17 protein-coding genes are annotated in these 22,330 nt (G+C 75.0%); 7 read left to right on the forward strand and 10 right to left on the reverse strand.

Annotated features, from left to right (window positions below):
• Positions 1-45: 45 nt before the first annotated feature.
• The 5 genes from ACFW1A_RS21800 to ACFW1A_RS21820 all read right to left on the reverse strand — a co-directional run bounded on the left by ACFW1A_RS21800 (position 46) and on the right by ACFW1A_RS21820 (position 5,034).
• Positions 46-1,062 carry a DUF2637 domain-containing protein gene (locus tag ACFW1A_RS21800; protein WP_380410786.1) on the reverse strand — a complete coding sequence of 339 codons (1,017 nt, stop codon included), beginning with the start codon at positions 1,060-1,062 and terminating at the stop codon, positions 46-48.
• A gap of 136 nt (positions 1,063-1,198) precedes the next feature.
• Positions 1,199-2,059 carry a (2Fe-2S)-binding protein gene (locus ACFW1A_RS21805; RefSeq protein ID WP_380410787.1) on the reverse strand — a complete coding sequence of 287 codons (861 nt, stop codon included), beginning with the start codon at positions 2,057-2,059 and terminating at the stop codon, positions 1,199-1,201.
• Positions 2,060-2,242: 183 nt separating this feature from the next.
• A complete protein-coding gene (locus ACFW1A_RS21810; protein WP_380410788.1) occupies positions 2,243-3,142 on the reverse strand; it encodes a hypothetical protein in 900 nt (299 codons plus the stop codon).
• 240 nt (positions 3,143-3,382) lie between these two features.
• Positions 3,383-4,282: a hypothetical protein gene (locus tag ACFW1A_RS21815; protein ID WP_380410789.1), complete on the reverse strand. Its 900-nt coding sequence runs from the start codon at positions 4,280-4,282 to the stop codon at positions 3,383-3,385.
• An 89-nt stretch (positions 4,283-4,371) separates the two neighbouring features.
• The gene (locus ACFW1A_RS21820; RefSeq protein WP_380410790.1) at positions 4,372-5,034 is read right to left on the reverse strand and encodes an NTP transferase domain-containing protein; all 663 of its coding nucleotides are present in this window, start codon (positions 5,032-5,034) and stop codon (positions 4,372-4,374) included.
• Positions 5,035-5,164: 130 nt separating this feature from the next.
• Here ACFW1A_RS21820 and moaA point away from each other — a divergent pair, with 130 nt between their 5' ends.
• Together moaA and ACFW1A_RS21830 are read left to right on the forward strand one after the other, a co-directional pair.
• Positions 5,165-6,172: a GTP 3',8-cyclase MoaA gene (gene moaA / locus ACFW1A_RS21825; protein WP_380410791.1), complete on the forward strand. Its 1,008-nt coding sequence runs from the start codon at positions 5,165-5,167 to the stop codon at positions 6,170-6,172.
• Between the two features lie 71 nt (positions 6,173-6,243).
• Positions 6,244-7,857: an alpha/beta hydrolase gene (locus ACFW1A_RS21830; RefSeq protein ID WP_380410792.1), complete on the forward strand. Its 1,614-nt coding sequence runs from the start codon at positions 6,244-6,246 to the stop codon at positions 7,855-7,857.
• A gap of 7 nt (positions 7,858-7,864) precedes the next feature.
• Here ACFW1A_RS21830 and ACFW1A_RS21835 read toward each other — a convergent pair whose 3' ends face one another.
• Positions 7,865-8,257: a MerR family transcriptional regulator gene (locus ACFW1A_RS21835; protein WP_380410793.1), complete on the reverse strand. Its 393-nt coding sequence runs from the start codon at positions 8,255-8,257 to the stop codon at positions 7,865-7,867.
• A gap of 85 nt (positions 8,258-8,342) precedes the next feature.
• On the opposite strand from ACFW1A_RS21835, the gene ACFW1A_RS21840 reads away from it, so the two are divergent.
• Positions 8,343-9,392 (forward strand): aldo/keto reductase, encoded by a 1,050-nt coding sequence (locus tag ACFW1A_RS21840; protein WP_380410794.1) that lies wholly within the window; start codon positions 8,343-8,345, stop codon positions 9,390-9,392.
• Between the two features lie 90 nt (positions 9,393-9,482).
• Here ACFW1A_RS21840 and ACFW1A_RS21845 read toward each other — a convergent pair whose 3' ends face one another.
• On the reverse strand, positions 9,483-11,933 hold the full coding sequence (locus tag ACFW1A_RS21845; protein ID WP_380410795.1) for an ArnT family glycosyltransferase: 2,451 nt from the start codon (positions 11,931-11,933) through the stop codon (positions 9,483-9,485).
• A 107-nt stretch (positions 11,934-12,040) separates the two neighbouring features.
• Positions 12,041-13,156 (reverse strand): alpha/beta hydrolase, encoded by a 1,116-nt coding sequence (locus ACFW1A_RS21850; protein WP_380410796.1) that lies wholly within the window; start codon positions 13,154-13,156, stop codon positions 12,041-12,043.
• 136 nt (positions 13,157-13,292) lie between these two features.
• Here ACFW1A_RS21850 and ACFW1A_RS21855 point away from each other — a divergent pair, with 136 nt between their 5' ends.
• Complete coding sequence (locus ACFW1A_RS21855; RefSeq protein ID WP_380410797.1) at positions 13,293-14,291, forward strand: hypothetical protein; 999 nt, start codon at positions 13,293-13,295, stop codon at positions 14,289-14,291.
• 12 nt (positions 14,292-14,303) lie between these two features.
• On the opposite strand, the gene ACFW1A_RS21860 is transcribed toward ACFW1A_RS21855, so the two are convergent.
• Complete coding sequence (locus ACFW1A_RS21860) at positions 14,304-16,325, reverse strand: CocE/NonD family hydrolase (RefSeq protein ID WP_380410798.1); 2,022 nt, start codon at positions 16,323-16,325, stop codon at positions 14,304-14,306.
• Between the two features lie 162 nt (positions 16,326-16,487).
• Between ACFW1A_RS21860 and ACFW1A_RS21865 the strand changes: the two genes are divergently transcribed.
• Complete coding sequence (locus tag ACFW1A_RS21865; RefSeq protein ID WP_380410799.1) at positions 16,488-17,579, forward strand: HoxN/HupN/NixA family nickel/cobalt transporter; 1,092 nt, start codon at positions 16,488-16,490, stop codon at positions 17,577-17,579.
• A gap of 49 nt (positions 17,580-17,628) precedes the next feature.
• On the opposite strand, the gene ACFW1A_RS21870 is transcribed toward ACFW1A_RS21865, so the two are convergent.
• On the reverse strand, positions 17,629-19,758 hold the full coding sequence (locus ACFW1A_RS21870; protein WP_380410800.1) for an NPCBM/NEW2 domain-containing protein: 2,130 nt from the start codon (positions 19,756-19,758) through the stop codon (positions 17,629-17,631).
• A 170-nt stretch (positions 19,759-19,928) separates the two neighbouring features.
• Here ACFW1A_RS21870 and ACFW1A_RS21875 point away from each other — a divergent pair, with 170 nt between their 5' ends.
• Positions 19,929-21,599: an FAD-binding dehydrogenase gene (locus ACFW1A_RS21875; RefSeq protein WP_380410801.1), complete on the forward strand. Its 1,671-nt coding sequence runs from the start codon at positions 19,929-19,931 to the stop codon at positions 21,597-21,599.
• 74 nt (positions 21,600-21,673) lie between these two features.
• Positions 21,674-22,228, forward strand: a complete 555-nt coding sequence (locus ACFW1A_RS21880) for an MBL fold metallo-hydrolase (RefSeq protein ID WP_380410802.1) — start codon at positions 21,674-21,676, stop codon at positions 22,226-22,228.
• Positions 22,229-22,330 lie beyond the last annotated feature (102 nt).

Genomic DNA, 22,330 nt, shown 5'->3' on the forward strand with positions numbered 1-22,330 from the left:
GCGGCCCCGGCCACCCGCCCGGGGCCGCAGCCGCGGCGGAACCGGTCAGCCGAACTGGCGCTCCAGGTCCTTGAGCTTCTGCTCCAGGGAGTCGAACCGCGGCAGGGTCATGGTCTCCTCCTCCGGGGTGAGGTCGACGGTGCGGCGCCCCGGGCGGGCGGGCAGCCCCGGGGCGGCCGGGGTGCCCGCAGCGGCGGGCGCGGGATCGGTGGGGGCGGTTATGGCGGGCTCCGCAGCCTTTGCGGGCTCCAGCTGGCGCGCCCCGCGGGCCCGCCCCCAGCCGCCGTGCTGCCGGTTGATGGCCCGGATCTCGGCCCGCTCGCGGCGGCTGGCCAGCCGCTGGCGCTCGCGGTTCAGCACCGCCTCGCGCTTGGTGTCCCGCACCTCCTCCACCGCCTCGTCCAGGCTGCGCACGCCCTCCAGCAGCATCAGGGACCAGGCGGCGTAGGTCTCCAGCGGGGCGCGCAGCCAGCGGACGATGCGGATCTGCGGCAGCGGGCGGGGGACCAGGCCCTGCTCGCGCAGCGCGGCCCGGCGGGTCTGCTTGAGCGCCCGGTCGAAGAGCACGGCCGCGGAGAGCGACATCCCCGCGAAGAACTGCGGGGCGCCCGCGTGCCCGAAGCCGCGCGGGGCGTGCACCCAGTTGAACCAGGCGGAGGCGCCGGCGAAGAGCCAGACCAGCAGGCGGGAGCCGAGCGCCGCGTCACCGTGGCTGGCCTCGCGGACGGCGAGCACGGAGCAGAACATCGCCGCCCCGTCCAGCCCGAACGGGACCAGGTACTCCCAGCCGCCGCTGAGCCCCAGGTTCTGGGTGCCGAAGCCGACCAGGCCGTGGAAGGAGAGCGCGGCGGCCACCGCCGCGCAGCAGAAGAGCAGCAGGTAGGAGGCGGCTCCGTAGAGCGACTCCTTGCGGCGGCGCCGCTCCTCGGTGCGCTCCCAGGAGTCGGTCCCGCGCGCGGCGGCCGGGCCCCGGCTGCGCAGGTAGGCCACCAGGACCGCGGCGGGCAGCAGGATCACGACGGCCGCCACGGCCCAGCCCAGTGGTATGTCCGACAGTTTCATGGTGCTGCACCAGCCTCGCTCTCGGCGGTCGCGGTGACGGGGGCCACCGCGAGGAGGTCCATCATGGCCGAAGGCGAGGAGAAACGCGGATGGTTTGGGCGCAAATACCCTGATGGGTGAGTGAACTGACGCCTCGTCAGCAATATGGTCTGACAATATCCGGGCCGGCGGCGTCAACGGGCCCACCGGTGACGGGGGTTGCGGCGGTGCGCGGGCAGCCGGCGCAGGCCTCCGCGGGGCGCACGGTGTAGAAGAGGCAGCAGCTGACCCGGGTGCGCGCCGGCTGCCCGTCCGCGCGCCGGAAGCCGGCACCCCCGGTGAAGGGGGCGGTCCCGCCCGGGAGCAGCGCCTCCAGGTCGGCCACCGCCCGCGGCCCGAGGCCCAGCAGGCCGGCCGCGTACCAGAGGCTCTCCACCAGCTCGTCGGTGGCCAGGCCCCAGAGCGTGCGCGGGCCCCGGCGCAGCTGCGGGCGGAACGCGGCCAGCAGCGGGGCGAGGTGCCCGGCGACCGCGGTGCGCAGGGTGGCGTCGAGCGCGGCCCGGTCGGGGACCGGGACGGCGCCGGGGTGGCGGGCGGCCGGGTCGTCGGGCAGGCAGGCGAACCGGTGCGGGGCGCCGGGCAGCAGGGCGAGCTCGACCGGTCCGCCGGCCGGGCGGGCGGGGCGGAAGGCCACCTGCTCGACGGTGGGCAGCGGGACCCGCCGCTCCAGCAGCCAGGGCAGCCCGAACAGCAGGCAGAGCGGCCAGGAGTAGCGGTGCAGCCAGAAACCGGCCGCCACGTCCGGGCGCGGGGCGGTGCCGTAGCGGGCCCGGTCGGCGCGCAGCTCGGCGGCGAGCAGGCGGGTGCGCAGGGCGGGGTCGGCGAGCAGGCGGGCCACCGGGTGCCAGTCCGGCCCCGGGGGCGGGGTGGCGAGCCGGACCCGCAGGTCCGGGAAGACGCGGGCGAAGGCGGCGTACGCGCCCGCGTAGGGGGCGCGGACGGTGCGCGCGGTCCTCATGGCGGGCCCCCAGCGGTCGGCCGGCGCTCGCGCGAGCCCGGGGTCGGCGGACACCGATCGGGCGAGGCGGCTCGCACCTCACCCGATCAGGTTAGCCTCACCTTAGCTGACGGCCCGTCCGAACTCCCGGCGCACAGGGCCGTTCGGGGGAGTGCGCCGTCCGCCGCGGTCCGCACCGGTCCGTCAGCTCGCCGCCGCCGAGGGCGGCGGGGCGCCGGCCCGTCTGGTCCCCGGCAGGCCCGGGCGGGCGCTCGGCGGGGCGCCGCGCGGGGCGCCGGGCGGGCCACCGGGTGGGCCGCCGGTGGTCGCGTCCTCGCCCAGGCGACCGACCAGCCAGACCGGGACGCCGCCCAGCGCGTGCACCAACCGCCCTGCCTCGGAGCGCAGTTGGTGGGCCTCCTCGGGCTCGCTCACCTCCGCCAGCGCCGCCAGCGCCGGAGCCACGCCGACGGTGAAGCCCAGCTCCTCGCGCAGCTGCAGCGAGGCGGCGAACCCCTCCCTGGCCCGCACCCGGTCGCCGCCGGCCAGCGCCAGCGCGGCCAGGTGGCGCCAGGTGGAGGAGGCCAGCAGGGTGTCCCCGTGCCCGAGCGCACCGTCGTGCGCCCGGCGGTAGGCGATCCAGGCGGCGGTCTGGTCGCGCAGCAGGTTCTCCGCCACCAGTCCGCGCCGGAAGTCCAGCAGCGGCCGGCCCGCCGCGTGCGGCGGCAGCAGCGCGGAGGTGCGGCCGAGCGCGGCCTGCGCCTCGTCCAGCCGGTCGCGCGGGCCGAGCACGCTGCCCAGGTAGGCCAGGAAGCCGCGGGCGCAGGCGGCCCCCGCGCGCTGTTCGGTGCTGGTCACCCCGGCCTCGGCCAACCGCAGCGCGGCCTCCGCCTCGTCCCAGTGCTCGGCGGTGTACAGGCACTGCTCGATCAGCAGCTCGGCGCGGCACAGGGCGGTCCTGGCGTCCCGTTCCGCGGCCGGCATCAACAGTTCGGCGGCCTCCTGCCAGCAGGCCCGGGAGCGCAGTCGCCAGACCGCGCCACTGGTGAGCTCGTCCAGGTGACCGTCGGCGCCCGGATGCAGTCCGCCGCCGTGCGGGGGCACCCCCGGTGGTCCGCCCCGCGGACGCCCGCCGGTTCCCCCCTGGCGCCTACCCCCGCCCCGCGGGGCCGTTCCGTGCTCCGACAACGCCACCTCCTTGTGTGCGGTGCCCACGGCCATGCCGCTCCTGCGGCGCGGCCGCGGAGCACCGCAATTCAACACGGGGGTGAGCTTGTGCACCAGATCACGAGCGTGACCATTTTTGTCCGGGGCGTGCCGTCCGGTCGCACGGCTGATGGTCCGTCAGGACGTCCAGCCGGTCTCCAGCAGCGACTCGGCCGCGCCGTTCACCGGGTGCGGGAGGCCGGACTCGTCCACCGTGAACAGCGCCACCAGCAGCTGCTCGCCGCGCACCGTGGCCTGGTGCGAGTAGCCGGACATGGTGAACATCGCGGCGGCCATCTCCTCGGCGTGCAGGGTCTGCAGCCACAGGCACTCCACCGAGCGCAGGTCGGCCTGCTCCGGCCAGGTGTCCACCTGGGCCACCAGCCGGTCGCCGAGCAGCGTGACGGCCTCGCGCTCCTGGCCCTCGGTGAGCTCCAGGTCGGTGAAGCCGAGCCACTCCAGGTAGCGGGCGGCGGCGAGCACCGCGTCCTGCCCGCTGCGGATGGGGTGCGGGCGGAACGGCGGGCGGTGCCGCCGGTGCTGCTGCGGGCCGGCGGGGGCGACCGGCGGCGGCTCGGCGGGCGGCGCGGGCGGGACGGCGGCGTCCGGGCGCGGGCCGTCGGCGTAGAACGGAGTGGGCGGCTCCTGGCGGCGCGCGCCGAGCGGGCGCGAGCCCTGCGGGGAGGAGCTGCCCGGGCGCGGCGAACGGTCCACCGGCAGGCGGACGGTGGCGCCGCAGTTGCAGGTGAACTCGGGCTGCGGCCACTGGTCGTTGCGGCCGCAGCTGGGACAGCGCATGCTCAGCCAGGAGTCCTCCCAGGACCGGAACCGGACCTGCACCGGGACACCGCCCTTGAGCAGCGGCACCTTGAGCGAGGCTCCGCACGGACAGGGCAGCACCGGCGGCTCGTACACGTGCTCGCGGCGGCAGGCCGGGCAGCGGATGCTGCGGGCGGTGGCGGGGCTGGTGGCCGCCTCGGGCAGATCGGCGGGGCGGCCGGCGCCGGAGAAGTCGTCGGGGAGGAAGGGTCCGGGCAAAGCGCGCACCGTCCGTTTCGGCTGGAGTGGCTCGTCCCCTCCCATGCTCCCCGATGGCGGCGCGCGATGTCAGGGGTTGCCCGGAATGATCAGGGCATTTTCGGGGTCGGGCGTGGTACTTCAGCAGGACCGGCAGCAGGTCGGTCCGCCTGCCAGCGGGCCAGGTCGGCGGGGGTGTCGAGGTCGTCCGGGCGGGCCACGTCGGCGCACTCGACGAGCAGCAGCTCGCCCTGACGGGCGGTCAGCAGGGCGCGGGCGCCGGCGTCGCCGGTCGCCCCGGCGGCGGCCTCGGCGAAGTGCCGGGCGCCGATCAGCACGGGGTGGCCGCGGCGCCCGTGGTAGCCCGCGGCCGCGAGCTCGGCACCGGCCCGGTGGGCCGCCAGCAGGCGGGCCACGGCGGCGGGGGTGACCCCGGGGGTGTCGACCAGGGCGACCAGCACGGCGGGCGCGTCCGGCGGCAGCGCGGCCAGGCCCGCGCGCAGCGAGGAGCCCATGCCCTCGGCCCAGTCCGGGTTGGCCACCACGGTGCAGCCGGCCAGTTCGGCAGTGGCGAGCACCTGCTCGCGGGCGGCGCCGAGCACCACGGTGACCGGCCCGCAGCCGCCCTCCCGGACCACCCGGACGGCGTGCTCGACCAGGGGCCGGCCGTGCAGCCGGAGCAGCGCCTTGGGGCGTCCGCCCAAGCGGCGGCCGCCGCCGGCGGCCAGCACCAGCGCGGGGATCGCGGAGTCGTGCAGCGCGGATTCGGGCATGCCACCACGATGCCGTCCGGCGGGGCCGCGCGGTGTTGTGTGTTCACACAAGGTCGGCGCGCCGACCTCGGCGGCGGCCCGGGCCATCCGCCCCTGGATCTTCCGGCGCCGTCCGTTTCTACTGGCCGTTATGCACACCGCTCCCTCCCCGCTGGTCGACCGGTTCGGCCGGGTCCACACCGATCTGCGGGTCTCCCTGACCGACCGCTGCAACCTGCGCTGCACCTACTGCATGCCGGCCGAGGGCCTGGACTGGCTGCCCAGGGCCGAGGTGCTCACCGACGACGAGATCGTCCGCCTGGTCGGGATCGCGGTCCGGCGGCTGGGGATCGGCTCGGTGCGGCTGACCGGCGGCGAGCCGCTGCTGCGGCGCGGACTGCCGGCCCTGGTGGCCCGGCTGACCGGGCTGGGCGCGGACCTCTCGCTGACCACCAACGGGATCGGGCTGGCCCGCACGGCCGGGGCGCTGAAGGCGGCCGGGCTGCGCCGGGTCAACGTCAGCCTGGACACGCTGCGCCCGGACCGGTACCTGGCGATCACCCGGCGGGACCGGATCGCGGACGTGTTCGCGGGCCTGGCCGCGGCCCGGGCGGCCGGGCTGGACCCGGTGAAGGTGAACGCGGTGCCGGTGCGCGGGGTGAACGAGGACGAGATCGTGCCGCTGGTCGAGTTCGCGCTGGAGCACGGCTACCGGATGCGGTTCATCGAGTCGATGCCGCTGGACGCGCAGGGCGCCTGGGACCGGTCCGCGATGGTCACGGCGGACGAGCTGCTCACCGTGCTGGGCGCGCGCTGGCCGCTGGAGCCGGTGCCGCGGCCCGGCGGCCGGGGCGGCAGCGCCCCGGCCGAGGAGTGGCGGATCGCCGGGACCGACGCGGTGATCGGCGTGATCGCCTCGGTGACCCGGCCGTTCTGCGGTACCTGCGACCGGGTCCGGCTGACCGCCGACGGCCAGCTGCGCAACTGCCTGTTCGCCACCGAGGAGTCGGACCTGCGGGCGCTGCTGCGCGGGGGCGCCGACGACGCCGGGATCGAGCGGGCCTGGCGCAACACCATCGCGCGCAAGGGGCCCGGGCACGAGATCAACTCGGCCGGGTTCGTGCAGCCGGCCCGCCCGATGTCCGCGATCGGCGGCTGAGCCCGGCGACCGGTGGCCGGGGAGCGGCCCCGGCCCGGCCCCGTGTGACGAGCGGGTGATATGGCTGTGCGGTGAACATCGCACTGTCGCGCCTGGCGCGCCGCATCCTGCCCGTCGTGCTGGGGGCCACCGCGCTGGCCGGGTGCAGCGGGTCCGGCGGGACCGGGGCCGCTCCGGCCGCCGGCGGCACCTCGCACCCGGCCGCCGCCGCACCCGTGCCGTCGGCCAGCCCCGACCCGAGCGCGCCGGCGGGGGAGGACGACCCGGCGCTCAAGCCGTTCTACGGCCAGCGGATCGCCTGGACGACCTGCCCGGCCGACCCGGCCGCCAAGGACATCGACATGTCGACCTTCCAGTGCGGCACCGCGCACGTCCCGCTGGACTACGCCCACCCGGGCACCGACACCGTCGACCTGGCCCTGGTCCGCCGGCCGGCCCGGAACGCGGCGCAGCGGATCGGCTCGCTCTTCCTCAACCCCGGCGGCCCGGGCGGCTCCGGCATCGAGGAGGTCACCGGCGGCGCCGACGGCCGGTTCCGGGGCCTGAACGACCGCTACGACCTGGTCGGATTCGACCCGCGCGGGGTCGGCCGGTCGACCGCCGTGCACTGCCTGGACGATGCCGCCCGCGACCGGCTCAACGCCCTGGACCACGCCGACGCCACCACCGGCAAGAGCTTCGCCGACGCCTGCCAGGCGCAGTCCGGCAAGCTGCTGCCCTTCGTCGGCACCGTGAACGCGGCCCGCGACCTGGACGTGCTGCGCGGCGCGGTCGGCGACCAGAAGCTCGACTACCTCGGCTTCTCCTACGGCACCTACCTCGGCGCCAGCTACGCCGAGCAGTTCCCCGCCCGCACCGGCCGCCTGGTGCTGGACGGCGCGATGGACCCCGCGGCCGACCCGCTGGACGCCGACGTGGCCCAGCTGATCGGCTTCGAGGGCGTCTTCGAGCGCTGGGCGGCCGACTGCGTGACGCACTCCGGCTGCCCGCTCGGCACGGACCCGGCCACCGCCGCGCAGCGGGCCGCCGCCTTCCTGGACGGCCTGGAGCAGCACCCGATGACCACCTCCGACGGCCGTACCGTCACCTCCGCCGAGGGCTGGACCGGCGCGATGGACATGCTCTACGGCGACGCCAAGTCCTGGGAGTACCTGCGCGAGGGCATGGCCTCGGCGATGCAGCAGCACCGGGCCGACTACCTGATGCTCTTCGCGGACGACTACAACGGCCGCGACGACAAGGGCCACTACTCCAACATGGCGGACGCCAACGTCGCCATCAACTGCGCCGACTACGGCGCCCCGACGCCCTCGGACGACCGGATCCAGCAGGCCCTGGCCCAACTGCACGCGCAGGCCAGGTACCTGACCGCCCGGATGACCGCGCAGGACCTCAAGTCCCAGGACTGCCGGGCCTGGCCGTTCCACCCCAGCACCGGGCCGCACGTCGTCCGGGCCGTCGGCGCCGCCCCGATCCTGGTGGTCGGCTCCACCGGCGACGACGCCACCCCCTACGCCTGGGCCCAGCACCTCGCCGCCGGCTTGGCCGACGCCACCCTGCTGACCCGCGACGGCGACGGCCACACCGGCTACGGAAAGAGCAGCTGCATCCGGACGGCGGTGGACGCGTTCCTGGTCGACGGCACGATGCCGGCCGCCGGAACGCACTGCCCGACCGACGGCTGACGGCCGGTCAGGGGTTGCAGCCGTGCCGCGCCGGGGCGTCGTCCAGCAGGTCCTCGTAGACCGCGACCTTGTGCTTGATCAGGTCCAGCGAGCGGTGCAGGTCGGCGAGCCGGTCCTCGATCCGGGCCTGGTGGGCACGGAGCAGGGCGATCCGGTCCTGCTCGGTGCCCGGGCCGGTGCGGGCCAGGTCGGTGTAGCGGCGGATGTCGGGGATCGGCATGTCGGAGCCGCGCAGCACCGTGCACAGGTGCAGCCAGTCCACGTCCTGCTCGGAGTAGACCCGGGTGCCGCCGGCCCGACGGCGCACCGGGCGGGGCAGGATCCCCTCCTTCTCGTAGAAGCGCAGGGTGTGCACGCTCAGTCCGGTGCGCTCGGCGACCTGGCCGATGGTGAGGTCCATGGCAGCCGAGCATACGGACTTGATCTAGAGCCGACTCCAGCCCCTAGCGTGGACCGCGTCGAACGGCGAGCGAGGGAGTCGGAACATGCGGTACCGCAGTCTCGGAGGGACCGGCATCGAGGTCAGCGCGGTCTGCCTGGGCGCGATGATGTTCGGGGCGGTGGGCAACCCGGACCACGGGGAGTGCGCACGGATCGTCGACGAGGCGCTGGCGGCCGGGGTCAACTTCGTGGACACGGCCGACATGTACTCGGCCGGCGAGAGCGAGGTGATCGTCGGCAAGGCGCTCAAGGGCCGGCGCGACGAGGTGGTGCTGGCCACCAAGGTGCACTTCCCGATGGGGGAGGGGCGCAACCGGGGCGGCAACTCGCGGCGGTGGATCCTGACCGCGGTGGAGGAGAGCCTGCGGCGGCTGGACACCGACTGGATCGACCTCTACCAGGTGCACCGGCCGGACCACACCACCGACATCGAGGAGACCCTGTCGGTGATGGGGGACCTGGTGCGGGCCGGCACGATCCGCAGCTTCGGGATCTCCACCTTCCCGGCGGAGGAGATCGTGGAGGCCCAGCACACCGCCGAGCGGCGGATGCTGGCCCGGCCGCGGACCGAGCAGCAGCCGTACTCGCTGCTGGCCCGGGGCGTGGAGGCCGCGGTGCTGCCGGTCTGCCGGCGGTACGGGATGGGCGTGCTGACCTGGAGTCCGCTGGCGTCGGGCTACTTGAGCGGGCGGTACCGCGAGGGCGTGCCGGTGGACCTGGGCCGGGGGCGGGCGGCGCTGACGCCGGGACGGTTCGACCCGGCGGTGCCGGGCAACGCGGCCAAGCTGGCGGCGGCCGAGCAACTGGCGCGGCTGGCCGAGGAGCTGGGCTGCACGCTGCCCGAACTGGCCACCGCCTTCCCGCTGGTGCACCCGGCGGTGACCTCGGTGATCGTCGGGCCGCGGACGTCGGAGCAGCTGGCCGGACTGCTCAAGGGGGCCGAGCTCACCCTGGAGGACGCGGTGCTGGACCGGATCGACGCGATCGTGCCGCCCGGGACCGACCTGTACCGGCCGGACGGGGTGTGGCGGCCGCAGGCCCTGGTGGACCCGGCGCAGCGGCGCCGCCCGCTCGGTGACCGGGCGGGCGGCTGAGGGTCCGCCGGCCCCGGCGGGCGGGCGGCTGACGACGCGTCGGGGCCCGGTGGCCGAGTGCTGCTCGGTCACCGGGCCCCGGGGGACGGGTCAGTCCGTCGTGGTGGTGCCGGTGCTGCTGCTGTCACCGGTGGTCGGGGCGGTCAGGTCGTAGACCGTGGTGCTGCCGACCGTCTTGGCGGTGAAGTGGGACTCCACCCAGCTGGAGATCTCCGAGCTGTCCGAGGAGCCGCCCTGGGAGGCGCCGAACCCGCCGCCGCCGATGAAGTAGTGGATCTTCCCCTGCTGCACGTACTGCTGGAAGCCGGCCAGGCTGAGCGAGGGGTCGGAGCCGTTGAAGCCGCCCAGCGCCATGATCGGGACTCCGGTGGCCAGCTGGTAGCTGGCCGCGTTCTGCGAGCCGATGCCGGCGGCCGCCCAGGTGTAGTGGGAGGCGTCGGCCTTGATCAGGTCGGCGACCTCGGTGCTGACCCGGGCGCCGTCGATCAGCCCGCCCATGCCGCCGCCCGCGCCGCCGCCCGCGCCGCCGCCCGCGCCGCCGCCGGCGCCGCCGGGGAAGCCGCCCTGGCCACCCGTACCGGTGCCGGTGCCGCCGCCAGGGAAGCCGCCGCCGGGGAAGCCGCCGCCGGGGAAGCCGCCGCCGGGGAAGCCGCCCTGGCCACCCGTACCGGTGCCGGTGCCGCCGCCAGGGAAGCCGCCGCCGGGGAAGCCGCCCTGGCCGCCGGTGCCGGTGCCGCCGCCCGGGAACCCGCCGCGGAAGCCGCCGCCGTTGCGCATGCGCATCTCCCCGCCCACCCGGAACCCGCCCGGCCCGCCGCGGTCACCCGCGACCCGCGGACCCGCGGTCGGGATCGACCCGGTGTGCGCGGTGGACACGGTGTCCAGCGCGTACGCGGTCGGCCCGCCCAGCGCCGCGGCCAGCGCGACCAGCCCGGTCACCGCCGCCAGCCGCGCGCCGATCCGGCCGGCCACCCGGGAGACCGCGAGCAGCGCGACCGCCGCCAGCAGACCGCCGACCAGCACCGCCCAGCGCAGCCACGGCACGAAGCCGGAGCTGCGCCCCAGCAGCACCCAGGCCCAGACCGCGGTGACCGCGACCACCACGGCCAGCACCGCCGCGTACGGCAGCCGGCGCCGGGCCCGCCACAGGCCGTCCACGCCCATCCCGACCAGCGCGGCGATCGCCGGGGCCAGCGCCACCGTGTAGTACTGGTGGAAGATGCCGGACATGTAACTGAACGTCAGGGCGGTGGCCAGCAGCCAGCTGCCCCAGACCAGGAACCCGGTGCGGGCCGAGTCGGTGCGGGCGTGGCGCCGGGTGGCCCAGAGGCCGAAGGCCAGCAGCAGCAGCGAGGCCGGCAGCAGCCAGGCGACCTGCCCGCCGACGTCGGCGCCGAACAGCCGGGTGATCCCGGTGCTGCCCCACATGCCGCCGCCCGCGCCGCCGCCGGGTCCGCCGCCCGGACCGCCCGCGAAGCCGCCCTGGGCACCGCCGCCCAGCGCCTCGGCGGCCCGCCCGGCGAAGCCGCCGCGACCGCCGCCGCCGACGCTGCCGGTCTCGTCACCGGTCAGCCGGCCGAAGCCGTTGTAGCCGAAGGTGAGCGACAGGAAGCTGTTGTCCTGCGAGCCGCCCACGTACGGACGGTCCTTGGCCGGCACCAGCTCGACGACCGCCACCCACCAGCCGCCGGCCAGCACCATCGCCAGCCCGGCCGCCAGCAGCTGCCGCACCCGGCGCCACAGCCCGGTCGGCGCCACCACCAGGTAGACCAGGGCGAAGCCGGGCAGCACCAGGAAGGCCTGCAGGGTCTTGACCAGGAAGGCGAGGCCCAGCAGCACCCCGCACCACACCAGCCAGCGGGTGCCGGCCCGCTCGGTGGCGCGGACCAGGGCGTACGCGGCCAGCGTCATCAGCAGCACCAGCAGCGCGTCCGGGTTGTTGAACCGGAACATCAGCGCCGCCACCGGGGTGAGCGCCAGCACCGCGCCGGCCACCAGGCCGCCGAGCGCCGAGAAGCGGCGCCGCACGGTGGCGTAGACGGCGGCCACGGTGGCCACGCCCATCAGCACCTCGGGCATCAGCACGCTGAACGAGCTGAGCCCGAGCACCCGGGCGGAGAGCTCCATCGGCCACAGCGACATCGGCGGCTTGTCCACCGTGATGAAGTTGGCCGCGTCCGAGGAGCCGTAGAAGAAGGCCTTCCAGCTCTGGGTGCCGGCCTGCACGGCGGCCGAGTAGAAGGAGTTGGCCCAGCCGGAGGAGGTCAGGTTCCAGAAGTAGAGCACCGCGGTGAGCACCAGCAGCGCCCAGAGCGCGGGCCGGGCCCAGGCCGGGTCGTCCGGCCGGCCGCGCCAGGCCCGTCCCGGCAGCGTCCGCAGCCGGCCGGCCCAGCTGTGCGGGCCCTCGGGCCCGACCGCCGGCAGCTCGACGGGTGGGAAGATCGGCTCCGGAGCGGCCGGGGCGAGCGGCTCCGGGGGCGGGTAGTCCGCGGCCTCGGGCCACGGGACGCTGCTCTCGGGAACGGGAGTGGTCCAGGTCATGGACCATACGTTCAGCGCGCCGTCTGAGAGCCCGGTGAACCCCGCCTGTGAGCGCCCTGTGATCTGCTGGGCCGTCCGGCTGATGCCGGGTCAGACCCGTCGGACCGTCAGGCCGTGGGCAGCGCGAACTGCCGTCCGAGCCACTCCAGGGCCGGCGGGATCTCCCGGTTCCAGGTGTGGAAGTTGTGGCCGCCGCTGTTCAGGGTGATGGTGGACACCCTGGTGGGGGACTTGAACGAGGCCACCATCTGCTGGGTGGCCTGGTAGTTGTCCTCGTCGTAGCTGGTGGCCAGCAGCAGGGAGACCGGGGCCGGCGGGGCGTTGCGCAGCCGCCAGAGCAGGTCGTTCTCCTGCTTCAGCTTCGGGTTCCCGCCGAACAGGTCGCCGGTGGTCGGGTCGTTGGAGACGCTGTAGTCGGCCGAGAGCGAGACCGCCGCCCCGTAGGCCTGCGGCTTGCGCAGGGCGAACTTCAGCGCGCAGTAGCCGCCGGTGGAGTCGCCCATGGCGGCGTGCGCGGCCGCCTCCGGGCTGATCCGGTAGCCGGTGGCCAGCGCGCGCGGCAGGTCCTCGGTGAAGAAGGTCTCCACCTGCGGGCCGCCGGGCACGTCCATGCACTCGGTGTCGCGGTTGGCGATCGGGCTGGGGCGCATCATCACCAGCACGGTCGGCGGCAGCTGCTTGGCCTGGATCGCGGTGAGGGTGCTGGCCGGCCACTGCATCAGCGAGATCAGCTTCTCGGCCGAGCCCGGGTAGCCGGAGAGCACCAGGGCCATCGGGAACCGGTGCGCGGCGTACTCGGGCTGGAAGTACTGCGGGGGCAGGTAGACGTAGGCGTCGCTGGTCAGGCCGGAGGCGGCGCCGGTCAGCCGGACCTTCTGGATCACGCCGGAGCGCTCCTTGGCCGAGCCCTGCGAGCTGTAGACCCGCTGCTCGCCGGTGACCGAGAGGGCGTTGCTCGGCTTGTGGTCCACCACGGTGCCCGGGCCGCCGGCGGTGCCCAGCAGGTCGGTCCAGGTGGTGTAGAAGCCGAAGTAGGAGTTGGCCACCAGGGCCATCGCCACCAGCACCAGCACCTGGGTGCCGGCGAAGGCGCCGAGCCGGCCGAGCACGGGCCGCCAGCCCTTGCCGCCCAGCCTCGGCCAGAGCCACATGGTGGCGACGAAGGCGAGCACGGCGAGCAGGCAGGCGACGATCTGCAGCGGGAGTCCGGTCAAGGCGAGCACTCGGCGATCCTAATTGACCTGGGCGAAGTCCCGTGGCGCGGCCCCGGCCCGGCGCAGTTGACCCGGGCCCCGCCGCTGCGGGACGCTGAGCGCGCACGCGCACCGCGAACCAGGGCCTGGGGGGCTTGAGTTGCTCATGGCGAACCACGAACCGGGGAACCGCACGCCGGGGGACCGCAGCACCGAGCCGCGCACGGGTGCGCGGTCGCGGCGGCTGTCCCGCACTGCGCTGCTGGCCGGGGCGGTGCTGGTGGTCAGCGCCTGCAGCTCCGGCGCGCAGCACAGCACGGCCGGCGGCTCCGGGAACGACGCGATCGGCACCGTCGTCACGCCGAGCCCGACACCGACCCCGTACCGGGAGAGCCTGACCAGCTACGTCGGGCCGGTCAACGACGCGCTCGCCAAACTGCCGCAGGCCGGCAGTCTGGCCGACCTGAAGACGGCGCTGGGCGACGTGCAGCAGGCGGCCAGCGCCGGCTCCACCGGCCTGCAGGGCCTGACCCCGCCGTCCGGCGCCGGTGACGGCAACCGGCAGCTGTACGTGGCGCTGGACACGCTGGCCGGCAACTTCTCCACGGTGGCCACCGACATCGACAGCGAGAAGATGTGCGCCACCTCCTCGGCGCTGGCCGAGGCCGGTCAGGCCCAGGGCCTCAAGGACGTGCAGCAGGCGCTGACCGCGCTGTCCACCGCCGGGTTCAGCACCACCTTCTCGGTGCCGCAGACCGGGCAGCTGCAGCACCGGGCGCTGGACAACGGCGCCAAGGTCCGCGAGGGCCAGAGCGACGGCAACGGCGAGCTGACCGTGGACAACGGCGGCGGCAGCGTGGACGCGGTGCTCACGCTCAGCCAGAACGGGCAGGCGGCGTACTCCTTCTACGTGGTCAAGGGCCAGACCGCGAAGATCTCCGGGATCCGGGACGGCAAGTACGACGTGTTCTTCGCGGGCGGCTTCGACTGGGACGGCGGCACCAAGAAGTTCACCCAGAGCTGCGCCTTCACCAAGTTCGACGACGGGCTGGACTTCACCACCACGTCCACCACCTACTCGACCTGGACGCTCACCCTCAAGCCCACCATCGGCGGCAACGCCAGCACCAGCACCGTCCCGCCGGACCAGTTCCCGGTGCCGTAGCGGGACCGGCGGTCACCCCGCGGTGCGCGGGACGGTCCGCTCCCACTCCCGCTCGAACAGCACCGCGCCGCCCTCCCAGGCGGTCAGCTCGGTGCGGGCGGTGAAGCCGGCGGCCCCGCAGGTGAGCGTGGTGGCGGTGCGGACCAGGGCGTCCCAGCCCTGGTCGGGCCGCTCCAGCCGGACCGTCCACTCGGCCCGGCAGACGGCGCTCAGCGGGTCGCGCTCCTCGACCGTGTAGCTCTCCGACGCCTCCTCGCTGATCACCAGGCCGTCCGGCAGGGTGAGCAGCGAGGCGACGGGAGCCAGCTCCAGCCGCCGCAGCCCGCCCGCCACCTCGCGCAGCTGCAGCCGCTCGGGCCGGGCGGTGCCGGGGGCGGCGCGGCGCACCGCGGCGGGTGCGGCCCGCTCGGGCGGGGCGAAGGCGATCGGCCCGCGCCCCACGTCCGCCGCCAGGTGGCGGACCGGCAGCACCACCGTGCTGTGCCCCGGGTCGACCAGGAAGCCGGCCGCGGTCGGCTGCGGCCACAGCCACGGCCAGTAGGCCGAGGAGAGGGCGAGCCGGACCCGGTGGCCGGGCGGGAACGCGTAGCCGGTCGAGGCCAGCTCGAACGCCACCTCCTCGACCGCGCCCGGTTCCCAGTCCAGCGTCAGCTCGGCGCCGCGCCGTGCGGCCAGGTTGAGCGCCCCCCGGGTGACCAGGGTGGCCGAACCGTCCGGCGCCACGTCGCACAGCCGGGCCACCACCTGGCCGCGGGTGGCCCCGGCGGGCAGCCGCAGCCGCAGCCGCAGTCCGGGGCGGCCCAGCAGCTCCAGCCGCTCGGCCAGCGGCGCGCTGTCGAAGCAGACCGACCGCCCGTCCTCCGCGCGCTGGTCGGTCGGCAGGTCGGCGGCGCTGCCGGTGGGGCGGTAGGCGCCCGCGTCCAGGCCGGTCTGCTGCGGCGAGCGGACCAGCACGAACCGCTCGTCCGCCGGGGTGCCGGCGGTGCGCAGCGCCTCGGACAGGTCGTAGTGGATCTCCCGCACGTCGTCGGAGGGCCACTGGTCGTCACCGATCCACCGCCCGGGGCGCTCGGTGTACCCGGGCACCGGGCGGACCGACTCGCCGAGCCAGCAGCGCAGCTTCGGCTCGTCCAGCACGCCGGTCTCCCGGCCGCGCAGGAACCGGTCCCACCAGCGCAGGGTCTCCGGCAGCAGGCCGATCGCGGGACCGGGCGGCTGCTCCCCGTCCGGGTGGTGGTGCGCCCACGGGCCGATGATGCCGCGCACCGGTGCGGCCAGCCGTTCGACCAGGCGCAGCACGGTGTCCCGGGACGGCTCCGCCCAGCCGCCCACCGCCAGCACCGGGGCGGTGATCGCGTCCAGGTCCACCGCGGCGCGCTGCCAGTAGCCGTCCCGGCTCTGGTGGCCCAGCCAGGTGTGCAGCACCGGGGTGAGCGCCGCCAACCGCTCCAGCCAGCGCGGGCGCCAGGCCTCACCGACGTACTTGGGGTCCGGCGGCAGCGCGGCCCGGGCGAGCCGGCCGGTCGCCCGGCCGGGCAGCGCGGCGGGCAGCACCGAACCGCCGAGGTAGTACCCGCCGTTCTCGTACGGGTCGTCGCTCGCGCAGACCGTGACCACCGCCTTGACCGGCTCCGGCGCGGCCGCCGCGATGCGCAGCGCGAGGTCGCCCCCGGTGCCGAAGCCGAAGACCCCCACCGCCCCGTCGCACCACGGCTGCCCGGCCAGCCAGTGCACCGCCGCCACCGCGTCGGCCAGCTGCTGCGCCTCGTCGCCGGGCACACCGGTGGAGTTGCCGTGCCCGCGCGCGTCCACCCGCAGGCCGGCGTAGCCGTGCCCGGCGTACCAGGGGTGCCGCTCGGCGTCGTGCGGTGCGGTGCGGTCGGTCAGCCGGTCGGGCAGGTACTCCAGCAGGGCCGGTACCGGCTCCGGGGTGACGGGGCGCCAGACGCGGGCGAACAGCTCGGTGCCGTCGGCCAGCGGGATCCGCAGGTCCTCGCGGGTGACCTGGTGGGGGTACGCGGTGGGGTGGTGCACGGCGCTCTCCGGCGGACTGGGCGGCGGGTCATCTGACCATAACGGACATAACGCCCTATTACCTGATGGGCCGTAAGTCGGCCCATGGCATGTAGTTGCGAATGACTTGCAACTACACAAAGATGGAGCGGTTCCTTCAGCGCACACGGAGAGCAGAGGCAGATGAGCGGCACCCCCCGGTGGACCAGTCGGCTGACCCGGGAGGAGTGGCTGCGACTGGCCGGCATGGGCGGCTTCGTGCTCGCCCTGCACGTGATCGGTTGGTTCACCCTGCTCGCGGTGATCGCGCCGCACCACTACACGGTCGGCAACCAGGCCTTCGGTGCCGGACTCGGCCTGACCGCCTACACGCTGGGCATGCGGCACGCCTTCGACGCCGACCACATCGCCGCGATCGACAACACCACCCGCAAGCTGATGGGCCAGGGCAAGCGCCCGCTCTCGGTCGGGTTCTGGTTCTCGCTCGGCCACTCCTCGATCGTCTTCGGCCTGGTCGCCCTGCTGGCCTTCGGCGTGCGGCAGCTGGCCGGCTCGGTGGAGTCCGACGACTCGACCCTGCACCGGACGACCAGCCTGATCGGCACCACGGTCTCCGGGGTCTTCCTGCTGCTGATCGGCCTGATCAACCTGGGCGCCTTCCACGGCATCCTGCGGGTCTTCCGCAGCATGCGCGGCGGCCGGTACGACGAGGCCGAGCTGGAGGAGCAGCTGGACAAGCGCGGCTTCCTCAACCGGATCCTGGGCCGGGTGACCCGCGCGGTCGGCAAGCCCTGGCACATGTACCCCGTGGGCCTGCTCTTCGGCCTCGGCTTCGACACCGCCACCGAGGTCTCGCTGCTGGTGCTGGCCGGCGGCGCGGCGGCCTTCTCGCTGCCCTGGTACGCGCTGCTGGTGCTGCCGGTGCTGTTCGCGGCGGGGATGAGCCTGCTGGACACCATCGACGGCTCGTTCATGAACTTCGCGTACGAGTGGGCGTTCGCCAAGCCGGTCCGCAAGATCTACTACAACCTCACGGTCACCGGGCTCTCGGTGCTGGTGGCGCTGGTGATCGGGCTGGTCGAGCTGACCGGGCTGCTGGCCGACCGGCTGGGCATCACCGGCGGGCCGGTGGGCTGGGTGGCCTCGCTGGACCTGAACAACGTGGGCTTCGCGATCGTCGGCCTGTTCGTGGTCACCTGGGCCGGGGCGCTGGCGTTCTGGAAGTTCGGCCGGGTGGAGCAGAAGTGGTCGGCCGGACTGCCCGAGGGCGAATGAGACGGGCCGGCGGGGGAGACCCCGCCGGCCCGCCGCGCCGAGGTGCCGATCAGCAGGTCAGCACCGGCTGCAGCCAGTCGGCGTGGTCGCTGTTGTTGCCGTCGCCGCCGTCGGTCACCACCAGGTGCACCTGGTCGGCCCCGGTCAGGTCGGCGGTCAGGTGCTGCACCCCGCTCGCGGGGGTGACCAGGCCGGAGTCGGCCACCTTCACCCCGTCCGCCCAGACCTGGAAGACCACCGAGCCGCGGCCGCCGGTCTCGTCGTCGATGCCGACGTCGGTACCGAGCGAGCGGCAGGAGCCGCCCAGGTAGTAGGCGACGTCGCTGGCGGCGTGCGCGCCCAGGCCCTTGGCGTACGCGGTGCCCCGGACGGTCAGCGGGCCGCCGTCGCCGAGGTAGTCCTCGCCGTTGCTGCGGTCCTTCTCCACCGGGCCCCAGCCGTTGCCGGCCGAGGACCAGGTGAGGTCGGAGACCTGGTGGGGACCGGTCGCCGGGCCCGCACCGCAGGCGATCCGGGCGCCGGCCCAGTCGCCGTGGCCCGCGTCGCCGCCGCCCGCGCCCGGTGCGGCGACCAGGGTCAGCGTGCCGGCCCCGCGCAGGTCGACGCTCAGGTGCGCGGCCGGGTCCGCGCCGGTGAGCACGCCGCTGTCGGCGACCTTGACCCCGTCGCGCAGCACCTGGAAGTCCACCGCGCCGCTGCCGCCGGTCTCGTCGTCGACGCCGACGTCGGTGACCAGGTCCTTGCAGGCGCCGTCGAGCAGGAAGCTCACCGAGCTGGGCGCGGCCACGCCCAGGCCCTTGTCGTAGGCGGTGCCGCGGACGGACAGGGTGCGGCCGTCCTGCGGGCTGCGGCCGCCGTTGCTCAGGTCGCGCTCCACCGGGCCGGAGCCGTTGCTCTGGGTGGCGAACGGCAGGTCGCTCAGGTAGCTGATCCCGGTGGCCGGCGGGACCGGACGGTTCGGGGTGATCCGGAGCATCACCGTGCCGTGGCCGGGCACGGTGGCGCTCACCCGGTCCTTGGCGCGGCTGGTCCGCTTCGACCACAGGTCCTTGACCGCGTACCCGTTGCTGCCGGCCAGGCCGAGCTCGGCCGTGGTGGCGGTGATCTGCGCGTCGTAGGACCCCTCGTTGGTCAGGGTCACCGCGCGGCTGCCGTCGGCCAGCGGCTTGGACATGACGACCTGTCCGTCGGCGGCCGCGACCACCGAGCCCTGCTTGCCCAGCGGGTCCTGGTCCACCGCGATCACGTCGGCGTTGGTCAGGATGGCCAGGGTGTCCGGCTGCGCGGTGCGCAGGTCGGTGCCGATCATCAGCGGGGCGGCCATCTCGGACCAGAGGCTGAAGTGGGTGCGGTACTCGGTGCTGGTCATGCCGCCGTTGCCGACCTCCAGCATGTCCGGGTCGTTGAAGGCGCCGGGCTTGGCGAAGGGGGCCAGGCCCATGTTGGCGCTGGCCCGGGAGATCATCGACGACCAGTCGTCGCTGATGTCGCCGGTGGTGCGCCAGGAGTCGCCGACCCGGGAGGCCCAGGTCCACGGAGCGGTGGAGCCCCACTCGCAGATGCTGTAGAGGATCGGGCGGCCGGTCGCCCGGAGCGCGTCGCCCATCGCCTTGTACCGGGCCTGTGCGTCGACGCCCTGGTTGTTGCAGTTGTCGTACTTCAGGTAGTCGACGCCCCAGGAGGCCCACAGGTCGGCGTCCTGCTGCTCGTGGCCCAGGCCGCCGGGGAAGCCCTGCACGTCGCAGGTGTGGGTGCCGGCGCTGGAGTAGATGCCGAACTTGAGGCCCTTGGCGTGCACGTAGTCGGCCAGTGCCTTGATCCCGTGCGGGAACCGGACCGGGTCGGCCACCAGGTTGCCGTTGGCGTCGCGGGTGGGCAGTGCCCAGCAGTCGTCCAGGTTGACGTACTGGTAGCCGGCCGCCTTCAGGCCCTTGGCGACGAACAGGTCGGCGATGCCCTCGACCATCGCCTCGTTGAACTGGGCGCCGCAGTGGGTGGAGTTCCAGTTGTTGAACCCCATCTGCGGGGTCAGGTCCAGCCCGTTGTCCAGGGCCAGGGCCGGTGGCGCGGTGGCCAGTTGGAGGCCGACGGCGAGCGCGCCACCGCCGGCGAGGAGGGTCAGCGCGGTGGTGGCGGCGGCCAACCGGCGGGCGAGTCGGCGATGCAGCGGGACGTCCACAGAAGTCCTCCGGTCGGAGAGCGGGCTGACGAACCAACAGAATCGAACGGATCCAAATGGAACATCACATATGACAGTGTGATTCTGTTGGAGTGTCAAGAGATTGACGGAGTGTCGCCAAAGCCGGAGGATCACCGGAAGAAATCCGCACCACCTCCGAGGAGCCCCCGATGGCACTGGACGCCGACGTGATCGTGATCGGCGCCGGTCTGGCGGGGCTGGTCGCCACCGCCGAACTGGCCGACGCCGGGCGCCGGGTGATCCTGCTGGACCAGGAGGGCGCCGCCTCGCTCGGCGGCCAGGCGCACTGGTCCTTCGGCGGCCTGTTCCTGGTCGACTCGCCCGAGCAGCGCCGGCTGCGGATCCGCGACTCGCGCGAGCTGGCCTGGCAGGACTGGCTGGGCACGGCCGGCTTCGACCGGCCCGAGGACCGGTGGCCGCGGGCCTGGGCCGAGGCCTACGTGGACTTCGCGGCCGGCGAGAAGCGGGCCTGGCTGCGGGCCCGGGGGGTCCGGTTCTTCCCGGTGGTCGGCTGGGCCGAGCGCGGCGGGCTGCTGGCCAGCGGGCCCGGCAACTCGGTGCCGCGCTTCCACATCACCTGGGGCACCGGGCCCGGACTGGTCGAGCCGTTCGCCCGCCGGGTCCGGGCGGCGGTGGCCAAGGGACTGGTGGAGCTGCGGTTCCGGCACCGGGTGACCGGGCTGGCCGCCACCGCGGGGGTGACCGACACGGTGCGCGGCGAGGTCCTGGTGCCCAGCACCGCGCAGCGCGGCGAGGCCAGCTCGCGCGAGGTCGCGGGCGACTTCGAGCTGCGGGCGCAGGCGGTGCTGGTGGCCTCGGGCGGGATCGGCGGCAACCACGAGCTGGTCCGCAAGGCCTGGCCGGCCCGGCTCGGCACGCCGCCGGCCCGGCTGCTGAGCGGGGTGCCGGCCCATGTGGACGGGCTGATGCAGCAGGCCGCCGGTGCGGCGGGCGGGCACCTGATCAACGGCGACCGGATGTGGCACTACACCGAGGGCATCGAGAACTGGAACCCGATCTGGGCCCGGCACGGCATCCGGATCCTGCCCGGCCCGTCCTCGCTCTGGCTGGACGCCCGCGGCAACCGGCTGCCGGTGCCGCTCTTCCCGGGCTTCGACACCCTGGGCACGCTGGAGCACATCATGACCACCGGGTACGAGTACACCTGGTTCGTGCTCACCCAGAAGATCATCGAGAAGGAGTTCGCCCTCTCCGGCTCCGAGCAGAACCCGGACCTGACCGGGCGCAGCGTGCGCCAGGTGCTCGGGCGGGCCCTGCCCGGCGCGCCCGGCCCGGTGGAGGCCTTCAAGAAGTACGGGGCGGACTTCGTGGTGGCGGACACGCTGACCGAGCTGGTGGCCGGGATGAACGCGCTGGCCGGTCGGGACGGGGCCGCCGGGCCGCTGATCGACGAGGCCGCGCTGCGCCGGGAGATCGAGGCCCGGGACCGCGAGGTGGCCAACCCGTTCACCAAGGACCTGCAGCTGACGGCCGTCCGCGGGGCCCGGCGCTACCTGGGCGACAAGCTGATCCGCACCGCCGCCCCGCACCGGCTGCTGGACCCGAAGGCCGGGCCGCTGATCGCGGTGCGGCTGAACATCCTGACCCGCAAGTCACTGGGCGGGCTGGAGACCGACCTGGCGGGGCAGGTGCTGCGGGCCGACGGCTCGCCCCTGGCGGGCGTCTACGCGGCGGGCGAGGCGGCCGGCTTCGGCGGCGGCGGGATGCACGGCTACCGCTCGCTGGAGGGGACCTTCCTGGGCGGCTGCCTCTTCTCCGGCCGGGCGGCGGGTCGGGCGGCGGCCGTGGCCACGGGCTGACGCCGGGTGAGGGAGAATCGCTGGTGAGGGGCCGTCCGGTCCCGCGCGGCGAAACGAAGAGTCAGGACTGGAAGATGCGGCAGCTGCCCCCGGAGCCGGAGATCGAGAACCTGGTCACGGCGGGGGAGCCCGAGCCGGGCGGCCGCCCGGTGGAGAGCAACGTCTGGATCATCGCCAACGAGCACGAGGCGGTGGTGATCGACCCGGCCGACGACGCCGAGCTGATCGCGGACCACCTGGGGGACCGTCAGGTGGTGGCGATCCTGTGCACCCACGCGCAGCCGGACCGGGTGGCGGCGACGCTGTCGCTCGCGGCGATCACCGGTGCCCCGATCCACCTGCACCCGGCCGACCTGCTCCGGTGGTCGGCCGACGACCGCCCGGACGAGGAACTGCGCGACGGCCAGCGCCTGGTGGTCGGTGGGCTCTACCTGCACGTCCGCCACACGCCCGGTGCCACGCCCGGCAGCGTGAGCATCTACGTGCCGGCGCTGGACGCGGTCTTCGCGGGCGACGCGCTCGGCGGGGGCGGCGACCTGGCCCGCCTGCTGGACCTCCCCGACGAGACCGTGGTGCACCCGGGTCACGGGGCGACGGTGACGGTCGGTGAGGTCCGGCGGGCCGGCTGACCGGGGCGGCGCCCCCGCCGAGCGCGTCGCCCTCCCGGCGCCCGCCGGGCGCCGGGTGGGCCGGGGGACGGCGGGCGGCCGCCCCGTCAGAGCTTGGCGCGC

Source organism: Kitasatospora sp. NPDC058965 (assembly GCF_042741245.1).
Classification (GTDB): domain Bacteria; phylum Actinomycetota; class Actinomycetes; order Streptomycetales; family Streptomycetaceae; genus Kitasatospora.